General features: G+C 47.1%; 14 protein-coding genes. 7 read left to right on the top strand and 7 right to left on the bottom strand.

Annotation, left to right across the window (positions count from 1 at the left end; all coding sequences use genetic code 11):
• Positions 1-42: 42 nt before the first annotated feature.
• Positions 43-1,665: a hypothetical protein gene (locus V7S65_RS08640; protein WP_336388536.1), complete on the top strand. Its 1,623-nt coding sequence runs from the start codon at positions 43-45 to the stop codon at positions 1,663-1,665.
• A gap of 13 nt (positions 1,666-1,678) precedes the next feature.
• Here V7S65_RS08640 and nfi read toward each other — a convergent pair whose 3' ends face one another.
• From nfi to V7S65_RS08625, 3 genes are read right to left on the bottom strand one after another with little or no spacing between them, the layout of a single operon-like run.
• Positions 1,679-2,368, bottom strand: coding sequence for a deoxyribonuclease V (gene nfi / locus V7S65_RS08635; protein ID WP_336388537.1), 690 nt, complete (start codon positions 2,366-2,368; stop codon positions 1,679-1,681).
• Positions 2,369-2,391: 23 nt separating this feature from the next.
• Entirely contained in the window at positions 2,392-3,600 is a 1,209-nt protein-coding gene (locus V7S65_RS08630) for a DUF763 domain-containing protein (protein ID WP_336388538.1), read from the bottom strand.
• Positions 3,601-3,619: 19 nt separating this feature from the next.
• A complete protein-coding gene (locus tag V7S65_RS08625; RefSeq protein WP_336388539.1) occupies positions 3,620-4,288 on the bottom strand; it encodes an MgtC/SapB family protein in 669 nt (222 codons plus the stop codon).
• 129 nt (positions 4,289-4,417) lie between these two features.
• On the opposite strand from V7S65_RS08625, the gene V7S65_RS08620 reads away from it, so the two are divergent.
• From V7S65_RS08620 to V7S65_RS08610, 3 genes are all read left to right on the top strand, one after another.
• Positions 4,418-4,615: a hypothetical protein gene (locus V7S65_RS08620; protein WP_079471912.1), complete on the top strand. Its 198-nt coding sequence runs from the start codon at positions 4,418-4,420 to the stop codon at positions 4,613-4,615.
• Positions 4,616-4,690: 75 nt separating this feature from the next.
• Positions 4,691-4,930, top strand: coding sequence for a hypothetical protein (locus V7S65_RS08615; protein ID WP_079471911.1), 240 nt, complete (start codon positions 4,691-4,693; stop codon positions 4,928-4,930).
• A gap of 137 nt (positions 4,931-5,067) precedes the next feature.
• Complete coding sequence (locus V7S65_RS08610) at positions 5,068-6,840, top strand: ABC transporter ATP-binding protein (RefSeq protein WP_336388540.1); 1,773 nt, start codon at positions 5,068-5,070, stop codon at positions 6,838-6,840.
• A gap of 47 nt (positions 6,841-6,887) precedes the next feature.
• Here the strand turns inward: V7S65_RS08610 and V7S65_RS08605 are convergent, their stop codons facing one another.
• Together V7S65_RS08605 and V7S65_RS08600 are read right to left on the bottom strand one after the other, a co-directional pair.
• Positions 6,888-7,361, bottom strand: a complete 474-nt coding sequence (locus V7S65_RS08605) for an acyl-CoA thioesterase (RefSeq protein WP_079471910.1) — start codon at positions 7,359-7,361, stop codon at positions 6,888-6,890.
• A gap of 30 nt (positions 7,362-7,391) precedes the next feature.
• Positions 7,392-9,884, bottom strand: a complete 2,493-nt coding sequence (locus tag V7S65_RS08600) for an outer membrane beta-barrel family protein (protein ID WP_111578195.1) — start codon at positions 9,882-9,884, stop codon at positions 7,392-7,394.
• 348 nt (positions 9,885-10,232) lie between these two features.
• Between V7S65_RS08600 and V7S65_RS08595 the strand changes: the two genes are divergently transcribed.
• A complete protein-coding gene (locus tag V7S65_RS08595) occupies positions 10,233-10,991 on the top strand; it encodes a DUF695 domain-containing protein (RefSeq protein ID WP_079471908.1) in 759 nt (252 codons plus the stop codon).
• A gap of 71 nt (positions 10,992-11,062) precedes the next feature.
• Here the strand turns inward: V7S65_RS08595 and V7S65_RS08590 are convergent, their stop codons facing one another.
• Entirely contained in the window at positions 11,063-11,224 is a 162-nt protein-coding gene (locus V7S65_RS08590; RefSeq protein WP_079471907.1) for a DUF1328 domain-containing protein, read from the bottom strand.
• A gap of 320 nt (positions 11,225-11,544) precedes the next feature.
• Here V7S65_RS08590 and V7S65_RS08585 point away from each other — a divergent pair, with 320 nt between their 5' ends.
• The gene (locus V7S65_RS08585) at positions 11,545-13,293 is read left to right on the top strand and encodes a hypothetical protein (RefSeq protein ID WP_079471906.1); all 1,749 of its coding nucleotides are present in this window, start codon (positions 11,545-11,547) and stop codon (positions 13,291-13,293) included.
• A 57-nt stretch (positions 13,294-13,350) separates the two neighbouring features.
• Positions 13,351-14,418 carry an NAD(P)H-dependent flavin oxidoreductase gene (locus V7S65_RS08580; protein WP_336388541.1) on the top strand — a complete coding sequence of 356 codons (1,068 nt, stop codon included), beginning with the start codon at positions 13,351-13,353 and terminating at the stop codon, positions 14,416-14,418.
• On the opposite strand, the gene V7S65_RS08575 is transcribed toward V7S65_RS08580, so the two are convergent.
• A complete protein-coding gene (locus V7S65_RS08575; protein WP_336388542.1) occupies positions 14,408-14,959 on the bottom strand; it encodes a putative glycolipid-binding domain-containing protein in 552 nt (183 codons plus the stop codon). The two genes, V7S65_RS08580 and V7S65_RS08575, sit on opposite strands and share 11 nt — an antisense overlap.
• Position 14,960 lies beyond the last annotated feature (1 nt).

Raw genomic sequence — 14,960 nt, 5'->3', positions numbered from 1 at the left:
TTAAATAATTTCATATATTTGAAATTAATAATTAGTAAGAAGATGAACTATTTGAGATGGCCCGTTCTTTTGGGAGCTTTGCTGATCAGCAGTTTCGCCATAGCCCAGGTTCCGGTGGTAACACTGGGGCCCGACTTTGCCGAGCCGGGGGATGGCTGGGATAAACTGATGCAGTTGAAGAATGGTAATACCGTATACCTGCATTTCTCCAAAAAGGACGGGCTGCTGGTAAATATTTATGACACCGCCCGGGCCCTGAAAGCAACCGATACGGTACACGCGCAGCAGTGGAATGCGGCCGACCTGGAGTCTACTGAAATAGATGGCATCTTTGAAATAAACGGTCAGCCGGTACTGTTTCTTCAACAATTGGTGAAATACAATCCCGTGATGTTCCGCCTTATACTGGATGGGGAAACAGGGAAGTTACTGCGGGAGGATAAACTGGGGGAACTGCCTACTATACAGCACCGCAGCGTATTTATAGACGATAATCTCGCTTCCCATGATATGTATGTAGAGAAAGATGCCAACAGCGATTACTATGCAGTAGCCATGTTTTCAGGAGCGCCTATTCAGAAAAACGACAGCGTGCATGAACGCATCCGGATACTGCACTTTTCACCGGCTCATGAAATCATTAACAACGGATTGTTTTACCTGCCTGATTCTTCGTATAGCTATTTCAGTTATATCAACATGGCGGTGAAGGGAAAAGAAAAAGTATACCTGGGCACAGTGGGTTTTAATGCCAAACGAAAAGACGGCGACGCAGGAACGAAGGTGCTCTTTTCTATGCTATCGCCCGATTCGGCTACGTTTGCACATGAAGTGCTGGATTACACGGCCGGCTTTGGAAATGTAGGCGGAGAAGTCCAGGTGACTGCCTCCCAGGTGCGGATGCTGCTCTATGTATCTTCCAAACAAAAAGAAGGGTACACGGGTATCATGATGAATGCTTTCCGGGAGTCTACCGGTAAACTGAAGAAGCACGTGCAGCTGTTGTTTCCGGAGCTTTCACGTAATGTGCAGCAGAACCTCAACTACAAAGAAGAATACAAAGGCACGCCACAACGGTTACACCTGAACGAAGATGGAAGCAGCACGCTGCTGATGGAAAGTCTTTCGTTTTTTAAGCAGGGTAATTCCCAGCTGAATAAACTGCACACCAATCTCGGTGATATCGGGATCACGCTGCTGGATACGGCAGGAAGGGAGAACTCCACCCTGGCCGTTTCCAAATACCAGGTGATCACAGGTGTTTGTGAGCCTTTTCAATTGCAACGCCGCAGTAAAAGTGAATGGGTATTCCGTAATAAGATCGCCGCGCTCAATACCAACACCTGGTTGTCGTATGATTATATTCCTGTGCCTGATGTATCCTTTGTACTTTTCAACGACTATCTCCAATACCTCGATACCGGCGGACAGGATAAAGTGCGTAAGCCCCTGAAATATGCAACAGACGCGAACTTTGTCTGCTACCGTTTTTATAAAGGAAAGATGGACCGGTTATTTCTCTTCGGTACGCCGGAAGTTACAAAGGGATATGCCTGTATGATGGGAGCGGCAGATTATAACGCACAAACGCGGATGTATGCCACCGTGTTGGTTTCACGAAAGGGCCTGGAGAAAAAAGCAAATATCGCGTGGATAAAGTTTTAGTCGCCGCACTTATTCAAAGACTGGTCCATCCTTCAGAAATTATGTTTGTCCGGAATTGGTTAACCGCGTTATGCGCCAGTCGCGTTGGTTCGGGTAAACGGTAGCCTTTTATGCATTGCATCAGGACTGCTGTACTGCCCGGAATATCTATCAAATGTCCGGGCGACACGAAAATAGGCGCCACTTTGCTTTTACTCCGGAGCACATTACCCAGCTGTTGCCCCTGTTTATCCGTTAACGGTGTATAGCTGCCTTTTTCTATACCCGGTTCTTCATAAATACCAAATAACTTCTTCTTCGCGCTGCCGATGGAAGGTTGTTGTGTGAGCACTCCAAAATGACTGGCGATACCCATGCGGCGCGGATGCGCAATACCATGACCATCTACCACCAGGATATCCGGTTTTACCGGCAGTTGCGCCCAGGCGTCCAGCAATGCGGGTACTTCCCGGAAGGCAAGGAACCCGGGAACGTAAGGGAATAGTACCTCTTTTTTTACAAGACTATAGCCAACCGGTTTCAGCGAAGGAAATTCCAGCATTACAATACCGGCGTACACGGTAGTGCTGAATTTATTGAAAGAAATATCTGCTCCGGCCACATAGTTTAACGGGCCGTTGTACGGTGTTATCTTTACTGAATCTTTTAATTCCTTTTGTATGATGGTGGCTTCCGGAACGGTAAGTGTGTTGTAATCGATCATGGATTCCGTTATTTATCTTCTGCTCAGAAAAGGGTTAACTGGTCGCCGCTTTTGGGTGCCGATGGTTTTACAGCTTTCCCGAAAACGGTTCTGCCGCCGTATTTCCAGGAATCGCGGCGTTCCTGTTCTATTACGTTTTCAAAATTGGTATTTGGTTCAAAATCTTTTTCAATCTGCTGCGAAAGTACCGACAGCTTTCTGATGGCATCCTTCTTATCTGATTCCCCGATCTTAGCTTTTTGCAGCGCTTCTTTCAGGGTATGAATGGTTTCGTCATAGATCCGGGTGGGTACCGGGAAAGGGTGACCATCCTTGCCGCCGTGTGCAAACGAAAAGCGGGCGGGGTCCTCAAACCGGGAAGGCGTGCCGTGAATTACTTCACTCACCAGCGTAAGCGACTGCAGCGTTCTGGGGCCTACGCCTTCCAGCATCAGAAGGGTTTCAAAATCAGCGGGACTGGTATCGTGCGCCAGGGCCAGCACGCTTCCCAATCTTTTCAGGTTTACGTTTTCTGCTCTCACATCATGATGGGAAGGCATTACGAGGTTGCGTATTTCCGGCAGCAGGTGCACCGGTTTTTCTTTTGTAAGCTGAAGGATCCCGGCTTTGGTAGTACCGGCCTCTAAATCGGTGAGGTTGAGGATCCTGCCCTGGTTACGTCCGTAGATAAAAGTATGGGGTGCTTCCGTATACGATTGAAAGGCCGACGAATGCCAGTGATAGCGCCTTGCCATACTGCTCGCATCATTCATGCCCTGTTGTACTACCGCCCATTCGCCTTCATCCGATAAAATGAAGGAATGCAGGTACAGCTGAAAGCCATCCTGGACGGCGGTGTTATCCACTTTAGCGGTGAGTTTGCTGCTGTACACGAGCTGGTCGCCGGGTAAGCCGGTTTTGTTGGCAATGACGGTGAGTTCCGCAGGCGTTTGTTTACTGTGGCGGCCTTTACCGCCGCAGATATAGATACCCAGTTCAGCAGAACGGGGATTGATTGCTTTTTTCAGGGCGCCCATTACGCTGGTGGTAATGCCTGACGAGTGCCAGTCCATACCCAACACGCAGCCCAGCGCCTGGAACCAGCAGGGATCGCTGAGTTTTCTGATCACTTCTCCTTTACCGTAGTCTGTCACAATAGCCTCTACAATAGCGCCGCCCAAAAGGCTCATCCGCTTTGCCAGCCAAGGTGGAACCTGGCCGTAATGTAAAGGCAGATCTGCATATGATGGCATAATAATTCAATTAAAGATCTTACGATGGGTTGGCCTGTATCTCGTATTGGGAGATGTTGCTATTCGTCAACAGGAAATTATCAAACTGCTCCATTTTTTCGTGGCTGCCCCGCACCGCGTAATTCACTTCCACAATATGTTCCTTTCTTATTATCATCATTCTTTTATACTTCAGATTAAATCCCTGTAGGATATTTTCAACCTCTATATGTGGAAATTTTTCTTCATGAAAAAAAATTGTGTAATAACGTTTAACATTTATGTCCGCAATTTTTCTTTCTACAAATTCCAGTACAATCAATACAATCAGCGCACCGGCAAGGGCTGAAGCGGCCAGCAGGTACTGGCTCATACCAACGGCCATTCCTATGGCGGCAGCAATCCAGATAGATGCTGCTGTAGTAATGCCATCTATGCTGTAATCCCCTTTGAAAATAACGCCGGCCCCAATGAAACCCACGCCCGTGAGGATATTGGAGGCTACACGGTCTGCCGAATGGGGATATCCCAATTCAGCAGAAAGTATCGTGAATACGGTGCTGCTCATGCATATCAACGTCATGGTACGCATGCCTGCGGCCTTTCGTTTATATTCTCTTTCAAGACCCAATAATGCACCCATCACCAATGCTATCAGCACTTTCAGTATCTGGTCTTCTTCTATGATATGCAATACATCTTTCATCATCTGAAAATATATACCTGCAAATGTACGTGTTGGCACAATTCTTTCCTTTAACAATTGTAACAGGATATTGAACTGCTTGCTTTAATGTCTGTTATAAAATACAATCTATCATTATAAAAAAACACAACGATGGAAGCCTTTTTCTATAAATCATGCGTGGTACTTTGTTTAACCGGTATCCTGAGTTTTTTTCTCTTTGCCTGTAACAGTTCAAAGGAGGCCAGCAAGGAAGCCGATTCCGCCGCTGTATCCATGCCTTCAGTAGACAGCACCAGTGTTATACCAGTAGATACTGCTAAAACCAAACCGGATTCAACCCGCTTATAAACTGCTACACCTGTTTAAGGAGGACGCTTTGTTAACTGATATAACCGCATTACCTCACCCTTAAACACTCAGTTTATGAAAGTAACACACATGCTCATGCTGGCAGGTATATCGGCATTCATGCTCGCTGCATGCGGAAACGGTAATAAGTCCGGGACTGATTCAACGGTAAACACCACAGACACGGCCGGTATGATACAACAAGACACTGTGCCTGCGGCACAGGCGCCTCCGGGAGCCATCAATCCAGGGGAAGATTCATCCCGCTTTGGGACTGGCACCGGCGATTCATCCAAAAACAGACCACGGCCTTAGCCGTACTTATAATGCCTCTGGTATTTGTTTTCCTGCAACGGAAAGCGATCCCCCGGAGGCATTATAGATTTTATCCCGCTTTTTACAATATATTTGGATACGTTTCGTCTACCTCTATTAATAAAGACAATATCCGAATGCAAAACGACACCACAACCCCGGCGGTAAAGCAACCCATTAAGGTAGCCGCTCTGAAAAAAACATTCCGTCTGTTCCGTTATGTAAAACCCTACTGGCCTGAGTTTTCGTTAGGTCTTGTTTTTCTCCTGATTTCAAGTTTAGCCGGATTGGCCTTCCCGAAACTATTGGGTAACCTGGTAGATCCGAAAAGCAATGAACACCTGTTTAATGGCATGAACAAAGCCGGCGTACTGCTGATCGGTGTACTGGTGGCCCAGGCCATTTTCTCTTTCTTTCGCATTGTGTTATTCGTTAATGTAACAGAAAAAACACTGGCCACGCTTCGTCAAACTATTTATAGTCACCTGATCCGCCTGCCGATGAAATTTTTCCTGGAAAGAAGGGTGGGAGAGCTTAGCAGCCGTATTTCCTCTGATATTTCCCTGTTACAGGAAACTTTTACCACCACCCTGGCAGAGTTTATCCGGCAGATGATCATCATCATCGGAGGTGTGGTTATTTTATTAATCACCTCGCCGCACCTGACCATTTTTATGCTGGCTATTTTGCCGCTGATGATGGTAGCCGCCGTGGTTTTCGGCAAATTTATCCGTCGCTTTTCCAAACAGGTACAGGAACAGGTAGCTGCTTCCAACACCGTGGTGGAGGAAACATTGCAGGGCGTTTTGAACGTAAAGGCTTTTGCGAATGAATTTTTTGAAATTGCCCGCTACCGGCAACGCACCAATGAAGCAGCCAGGCTCGGTATGAAAAGCGGGAAATTCCGCGGGGCCTTCTCATCCTTTATCATCATGGGGATCTTTGGCGCACTGGTAGCTGTTATCTGGAGAGGCGTTTCCATCGGTATGCCTACGGCCGACCTCCTGTCGTTTGTGCTGTACTCCCTGTTTATCGGCGGATCTATTGCGGGGCTTGCAGAAGTATATACTAACCTGCAGAAGAGCATTGGCGCTACAGAACACCTGCTGGAAATATTGGATGAACCTGCGGAAGATATTACCCCCGTAACGGCCATTGCGCCGGAAAACCAGCTGGACGGGCAAATCAGCTTCCGCAATGTGTCTTTTCATTATCCTTCCCGTCCGGATCTTACCATCATGAACGATGTTTCCTTTGATGTGTATGCCGATCAGAAGGTGGCATTGGTTGGCCCCAGCGGCGCCGGGAAAAGTACGGTCGTGTCCTTACTGCTACGCCTATACGATCCGGTAAGCGGCAGCATTCTCTTTGATGGCAAGGAAAGCACTGCATTTCCACTGTCGCAGCTCCGTTCACAAATGGCGGTAGTGCCCCAGGATGTGTTCCTTTTCGGCGGCACCATTGCAGAAAATATTGCCTATGGCAAGCCTGGCGCCACTCCGGAAGAAATGGAGGAAGCCGCGAAAAAGGCCAATGCCTGGGAATTCATACAGCGGTTCCCGTTAGGTCTGCAAACGGTGGTGGGAGAAAGGGGAATACAACTCTCCGGCGGACAGCGGCAACGTATCGCCATCGCAAGGGCGGTATTGAAAAATCCCCGCATCCTGATACTGGATGAAGCTACTTCCGCATTGGACTCTGAATCGGAAAAACTGGTGCAGGACGCGCTGGACAAGCTGATGGAAGGCCGGACCTCCATCGTAATCGCTCACAGGCTGGCTACTGTACGCCAGGCCGATAAAATAATTGTATTAGACAAAGGGCATATTGTGGAAGAAGGTACACACAGCGAGTTAATAGGACTGGATGGCTTGTACCGGACATTGAGCGATATGCAGTTTGCAAGTTAAATGTTGAATGCTGTGATTATCCCTGTGGATAATCACAGCATCTGCAGCTACATATACGGGCGCATTTCCTCATCAATATCTTTGCGCAGATCCATTAGTTTCTTTGCATAGCCTTCCATACTTATTTCATTGGCAGTTTGTGGCGTCCATTTAGGAACCGGTACGGTTTTGCCGTGATCATCCACGGCTGCAAAAACCATTACGCAGTGCGTGGTTTTTGATTTCTGCTGCTGGCGCGGATTACCCGCAAATACATCAATAGAAATATGCATGCTGGTATTGCCGGTATAAATGATTTTCGCATCTATCTCCACCAGGTCGCCGATGGAGATTGGTTTAAAAAAACGGATACCCCCCACATATACGGTAACGGCGTATTGCCCGCTCCAATTGGCTGCACAAGTATAACCTGCCTGGTCAATCCATTTCATAACAGAGCCACCATGTACTTTCCCGCCGAAATTTACGTCTGATGGTTCAGCAAGGAACCGCAGGGTAATAGTATGATAAATAGAATCCATAAGTGTCGTTTACAAACGACAAAATACGAATTAAAAATTATCGCCTCCACCCATTTCTCCGTTATTGCTTTCTTTGGACTTGTTATTCTTTCTTTTAAAGAGATGCGTGTCCATTTTGCCAAAGCGCCAGGTAGCATTGAGCCTCAGCTCACGGGTGGCGCGTTTGCGGTAATTTTCCTGCTCGGAGAAGCTGGTGGTAGTATAGGTAAGATTGCGATCGGTATTGAATATGTCGGCGATCCCGAGAGAAATAGACAATGCTTTATTTTTAAGCAGGTCCTTTTTAATGGCGGCATCGGCCGACCATTTAGGCTCTCTTTCGCCCTGTGGCAGGATCTGTTTGGATTCATATTCGGCGCTCACCTGGAGGGTGAGGTTCCACGGCAGCTTAGTGTTGCTGTTCAATTTACCAAACCAGGTAAGACCCTGGTTAGAAAGATTGCTGCCATTGCTGGTGGCGTCGATCTTTGTTTGCGCCAGGTTTATGTTGGTGGTCAGGTCCCATATTTCTGTAAGCTGACTTCTCAGCGTAAACTCCGCGCCATATGAATTCCGGGTGCTGGCATTAATAGGATAGGAGAGTAATACGTGTTGGTCCTGCCCGTTCAGGTTCAGGGTGGTATCTACATAAAAATCAGTGATGGCATTATTGGTATTGCGGTAGTATACGGATACCAGCAGGTTGTGTTTATGTGCAATGTCTTTCAGGTAAGATAATTCAAAGGAGTTGGTGAACTCCGGTTTCAGCTGCGGATTACCGGTGCTGGCACTTTGCCCGCTGTAGTCGATGGTGGGCAGCAGGTCGCGGAACCACGGCCGGCGGATGCGGCGGCTATAGTTCAGTTGCAGCTCATGATCGCCTTTAAATTTCTGCGACAGGAAAATGCTTGGGAACAGGCTGATGGGATAATTGATCTTATAGGAAGATTTCTGCCCCAGTCTTGTTTCTCCGTCGTAGTTCGATTGCTCTGCTCTTAAACCAACCTGGTAGCCGAAATTATCTTTGGCGCCGGTGTAGCTTACATAACCCGCGTTGATCTGTTCCTGATAATGATAACTATTGGAGAGTGCCGTATCCAGTGAGAAATCGCCGGATGGATAATTCTGGCCGTAGGTATTGGTAAAATTATCAAACTGACGGGTGTTGCTGCGCAGCCCCATTTCAATTTTGGATTTTTCTGTCAGCGGTTTTACATAATCCACCTGGGCAGTCATATATTTAGTGGTTCCTTCTCCGCTGCCATAGCGTAGTTCCGGCTTTTTAGGATCATAAACCGGCTGACCGGAAAGATCAAAATACTGCAGGGAGTAATTGGAACTGTTGTCGCCGGTAGCATAATTATAGGTGAAATCCGCCGTCAGCTCTTCACCTTCTTTGGCAAACGTATGCTTGTAGCCTAATTGTGTAGTGTAGTTGCGGAATCCGTTCAGTGTATTGTTGATCCCTGTACCATAGCGTACTTTCTGCTGCTTGTCGTCCAGTTCATTTAATATCTGATTATTATACCGGTTGAAATTACCGCCGGTGATGTTTTCAGAAATCGTGATGGTATTACGGTTATCGATGAACCAGTCGAACCCGATGCGGCCGGTCTGGAATTTCCGGTAGAAGTCACCGTCTTCCAGCTGTTCCGTATACGAGGTGGTATCGGCGCCCAGGTTCTTACGGAAAAGGCGGCTGGTCATGGGTGATTTGCGGTTACGGAAATTATAATTTATAAAGAAGTTGAACTTCTCCTGGCGCAGGTTGAAGTCGATACCGCCGTTGGTGCTGCCGAGGGAAGTTACGCCGGCGTTTACAGCGCCGTTGATACCTGCTTTCTTATTTTTCTTCAGCACAATGTTGAGGATCCCGCTCATGCCTTCTGCGTCATATTTGGCGGAAGGGTTGGTGACCACTTCAATATTCTGAATAGCGTCTGCGGGGATCTGGTCCAGTGTGAGGGTAGAGGGGCGGCCATCAATGAAGATGGTAGGGGCGCCATTGCGCACGGTTACATTTCCGTCGATGTCCACATTCACAGAAGGTACCTGTTTCAATACATCTGTAGCGGTACCGCCGATACTGGCCAGGTTCTTTTCTACATTAAATACTCTTTTATCGATAGCCATTGTAAAGGCCGGTTTCTCGCCCACTACATTCACAGCGGCGAGTGATTTTACATTCGCTTTCAGTTTGATATTACCAATGTCTACGGTGCTGGTTTTGTCAGACAGCACCGTAGCTTTATAAACGGTTTCATAACCGATAAAGTTAATCTTCAGGATATATTTACTCAGCGCAATATTCTCGAAACTGAAGTCCCCATTGGTTTTGGAGAGCATGCCTGTCTGCACGGAAGAGTCGGGGCGCAGCAGCGCTACAGATGCGTACTCAATAGGTTTGCCGGTTTGTGCATCCAGCAGTTTGCCGTAGATGACGCCCATGCTGGCGGAGGCGGCTTTCCCACCCGGTTGTTGCGCCACAGCAGTAATACAAAACAATAACAGCCAGCCTGTAATTAACGATACAATTTTTCTCATAATAGCTTCCAACAATTTATAGCCCTGTAAAATTACCTTTTATGAATGAAGAATCGCCTGTTTTTAGGATGAAAGGTTGGTTAGAACCCTTTACAGTCCGCTGTTTCAACTACAGAATCGCGCAGGATTCCTTGTGGTAGGCGGTTGTAGGAATATGCAGAGAAAATACCACAAGTGTTAATTAGTGTTAAGCCTGGTTTTTAACCGGCATAATTGAGTGGAGGCCAACGCATAGCATACGCTAAATTTTGTGGATAAAAAAGAGGTCAATACAAGTTTATCGTTTCCATTGTATTACAGAGCTACGTATCTTTACAGCCAGCTGTTGCGTTATTTTAATTTTTTTATATGCATAAGGATTACCGACCGGACTGGGATATTTATACGTGCCATATTGAAGAAAGTCCAGCAGTAATAGGCCTTGACCTTGATCTGAGACGATTTGCGCCATTAAAGGAAAAGCCGAATGCCATATATATAACAGTATATCTTAACAATCCACGTGAGGACGGATTCCCGCAGAACGATGAATTTGCCGTCATGGGTGAAATTGAGGACAGTTTGGTGGAGCAACTGCAAACCAAACTGGATGCGCATTTTGTAGGCCGCACCTTTTCAAATGGCGTACGCGATTTTTACTTTTATTCAGGCACCACATTGCTGCATGATAAATTCATTGCGGATGCAATGGTTAATTTTCCTGATTACCGCTACGACTACGGCGTAAAGGAAGATAATAACTGGGAACTATATTTTGATTTTCTCTTTCCTGATGTATACGAATTTCAGCGCATTCAAAACAGGAAGGTACTTCGTATGCTGCGCCAGCACGGGGATGCCTCAGAAAAAGAGCGTATCATCGAGCATTGGATCCACTTCAGAACAGAGGAAGATAAAATTGCTTACTGGGAGCATATTAAGGAAAATGGTTTTGCACTGGCCAGAGAAGAAAAAACAGACAACCCTGAGTTTCCCTATAAATTATGTATTTCCCGCTCCGACAAAGCCAGTGAGGCCACCATCGACAGTGTGGTAATGAGCCTTTGGGAACTGGCCCAGCAGGTGAATGCAGAATATGATGGCTGGGAAACCAGCATCATGAAGTAATTTTTGCTTTTAGCTTTTAGAAAGATGTTGATCACACCGTTTACTAAAAGCTAAAAGCAAATGACCGGTATTTATTTCCGCAGCAATCCTGTCAGTAAAGAAATAGCAAATAACACCAGGAAGATGTAAAAGAGGATCTTGGCGATAGATGCTGCTCCGGCGGCGATACCTCCAAAACCAAATACAGCTGCGATAATAGCTACAATAAAAAAGATGAGTGCCCAGCGTAACATAACGAAAACTTTAAGGTGAACAATTAATATTTGTAACACTTTTCCAGGTAATCCGTTCAATTTTACACAATTATCATTCCGGTAAGTACAATAATTGCGGTTGTTACTAATTCATTTTTTTTCGATATACTTGTTACCTGCTGCTAGATTTGAGGAATTATTTTAAAATATGGCCTACACTAACTGTCTTATGCTGGCTGATTGGCCTGCATAGTCCTGTCTGTTTATACGCAGAAGGCCAACAGTTCCCGCTTGCAGCGGACACTATCCCCCATAAAAGTAGTGGCCTCTTCAAAAAAATCGGGGAATACCGCGATTCCATGCGCAATAAAGAGTACCGCCAATCGCTCATAAAACGCATTACCAAACAGGATGTTCCGGTGGAATCCAATGATAACGACAGCACCATTATCAAAAGTGAGGCGTATTTTACCCCCTTTGCGGGCAAAGTGATCAGAAATATCTACTATAGGAAAGTAAAGGTTTTCGGTCCGCGTAATATCAACGATACCACCTTCACCACCAGCATGAAGCTAATCCACCTGGCCAACCGTATGCACTACGATTCCAGGGAGTGGGTGATCCGGCAGTCACTGTTCTTCCGGGAAAATCAACCGCTGGAACCCTTTGAAATGGCCGACAATGAACGTTACCTCCGTAACCGGCCGTTTATACAGGATGCCCGTTTGTATGTAAAAAACGCCACCGGCGATTCCATCGACGTGGAAGTGGTGACAAAAGATCTCTTTGAATATGGCGTAGACATTTCACAGTTCAGCGCAAAAGACATCAGGGCCAGTGTATCCAACAACGACCTGTTTGGGGCAGGACAGGGCCTTAGAGTTGGTATGCAGTGGCGCTCGGACTATTCGCCCACCTGGAACACGGAAGTGAGGTATACAAAATACAACGTGCTGGGATCTTTCATAGATATGAGCCTCGGCTATACCACCCTGAATAACTACGCCCAGCTGGATACCAATGCCTTCGAAGGAGCGGTGTTTATTAATTTCAATAAACCGCTGTACCGCAACTCTGCCAAACTGGTGGGCGGTTTTGCATTGTCAAAGAACTGGTCCATTAATATCCGCGGATCGTTACCGGAAACCGGCGACAGTGTTTACCGCGACTATGTATATTCCGTGATAGACGGGTGGATCGGCTATAACTTCATCAACAACTATAAACACGACGGCACCATCGGGAAAAAGCCCAATTTCGCGGTACTGGCCAGGCACTATAATTTATCTTTTCAGCGAAAGCCGGACCAGATAAGGTATAAAGACGATCCCGTTTATAATAATCACCGCCTGTACCTGGCAGAACTACAGGCTTACCGCATCGATTACTTTAAAGCCCACTACTTTTTTGGCTTTGGCCGTACGGAGGATATTCCCCTGGGATACAATGTCAGCGCCACCAGCGGTTGGGAAAGCTGGAAAGACCGGAGAAGGATCTACACCGGCATTGAAGCACAGAAATTCTGGACCACCAGGAACCAGGGCCTTTTTAATTCTACGATCGGTCTTAGCACCTTCTGGCTCAACAACGCCTGGGAAGACGGCGTAATACACGCCCGCCTGGAATATTACAGCCGGTTGCTGAATATCCGCAAATCGCGGTTCCGGCAGTTCCTTAACATCGATTACCTCAACAGCCCTAACCCGTTTTTTAATAAGCCGCTCAACATCAATATGGAGTACGGCATATGGGGGTACAGGAATACCATGATCAATGGCTTTCAGCGCCTGAACCTGGGATCAGAAACCGTGTACTACAGCCCCCTGAAATTTCTCGGTTTCAAATTCAATTTCTTTACGGCGCTACAGGCATCCATGATCACCAACAAAAGTGATGACCTGCTCCGCAACCCGGTTTACCTGGGACTGGGAGGCGGTTTCCGGGTACGTAATGAAAACCTCTCACTGAACACTATCAAAGTTTCCGGCTACTATTATCCCAATGCGCCGGCCCCCATGAAGAAGCTGATGCTGGAAATAACCACGATCGTTGATTTCCGCTTTGATGTATCTGCACTGCGCGCACCTACGGTGCTGAACTTCCGCTAAAATCATGCGCAGGAAACCCCTTCATTCCGTAAATTTATAGTACTAAACCTTTGTGTCATGCAATGGAAGAATGAACTGACCCGTATGCTGGGGATCATTTACCCGCTGATACAGGCGCCCATGCTGGGAATTACCACACCTGCTATGGTAGCCGCCGTGAGCAATATCGGCGGAATGGGGTCCTTACCGGTAGGCGGACTCCCACCTGAAAAAATAACAGCACTGATCCGGGAGGTAAAGGGATTAACACAACAACCGTTTGCCGTGAACCTCTTTGTTTATGAGCCTGCGGAGCATTACGACCGGAAAACATTTGAAGATATGCAGGAGTTCCTGCAATTCCTGTATGGCGCCAACAGGCTTGCCGCTGCACCGGTAAATTTCGACGAAGTACCTTTTTATTCATGGAGAGACCAGCTGCCGGTTATCCTGGCAGCCGGTATAAAATATGTGAGCTTTACATTTGGTATGCCTGATGAAGCCGGGTTCCGGTTGCTGAAAGAGCATCATGTGCTGCTGATGGGAACAGCCACCTCGGTGGAAGAAGCGACCGTACTTGCTTCGGCCGGCGCGGATGTGGTAATTGCACAGGGCATTGAAGCCGGTGGTCACCGCGGGTCATTCCTGCCGGGAAAGCTGCCGCAGGTAGGCACGCTTGCACTGGTGCCACAGATCGTAGATCGTGTACACGTACCCGTTATTGCCGCCGGGGGAATAATGGATGGCAGGGGAGTAGCCGCCGCAAAAATGCTGGGCGCGGCCGGTGTTCAATTGGGAAGCCTGTTCCTCAGGGCGCATGAAAGTCTTGCCACACCGGCGCATAAAGCGGCATTGGCGGATATAACGGATACGGATACACTGCTTACCCGTGCATTATCCGGTCGTTGGGCAAGAGGTGTCCGCAATACCCTGATCACAGAAATAGAAGCATCCGGACTACCCATCAGCGAATATCCTTACCAGGATGCGTTAACGCAGCCCATCCGTAAAGTAGCCAGGGAATTGGATAATCCTGCATTTGTAAATATGTGGGCCGGGCAGGCAGCCGGAAAAGCGCGTGCCTGGAGTACCGCAGATATTTTTGCGGAGCTGGTCCGTGAAACAGCGTTGCTCTTTAATAAGTAATGCGTTGGAAGATCCCGGGATAATCTTTCACAATATCATTTTCATCAAAGGGCAGTACTGCCGTGAAATCTGTGGATACATTATCATACAGGTATTCATGCTGGCCGGTGCGGGTATAGCGTTGCTGTACTTTCTGCAGTTCAAATTCCGGGAGGTTGATGTACAGCATATCCAGCAGTTTACTTTCCTGTAATTCAAACTGCAGTCTTTTCACGGGCAGTGTATTGGTAAAAGGAGTCAGTGAAATATCAATGTCGATGCAGTTATCAAAGGCGTCGATGTGGTTATTATCTTTATCAAACCAATGACCATGCAGGTCTGAAGTGAGCTTTAGTTCTGTTGGCGTGAGCCCTTCCTGTTTAATATGAAAGGACGACACCTGCCACGATGCGGTGATCTCTATTTTATAATGAATACAAAATGGTTGTTGATCTCTTACTCCGTTGATACAACCTGTGGCGAGTTTTCCCGTTCCACTTTCCTGCAGCGTAAAATATTCAGTTGCCGGCCATAATAATGCCTGCCATATAATGGGTTGCATG

The sequence above is a fragment of the Chitinophaga sp. CCNWYY40 genome (assembly GCF_037483205.1).
Taxonomy (GTDB): domain Bacteria; phylum Bacteroidota; class Bacteroidia; order Chitinophagales; family Chitinophagaceae; genus Chitinophaga; species Chitinophaga ginsengisegetis.
This window is presented reverse-complemented; position numbering and strand designations above follow the sequence as displayed.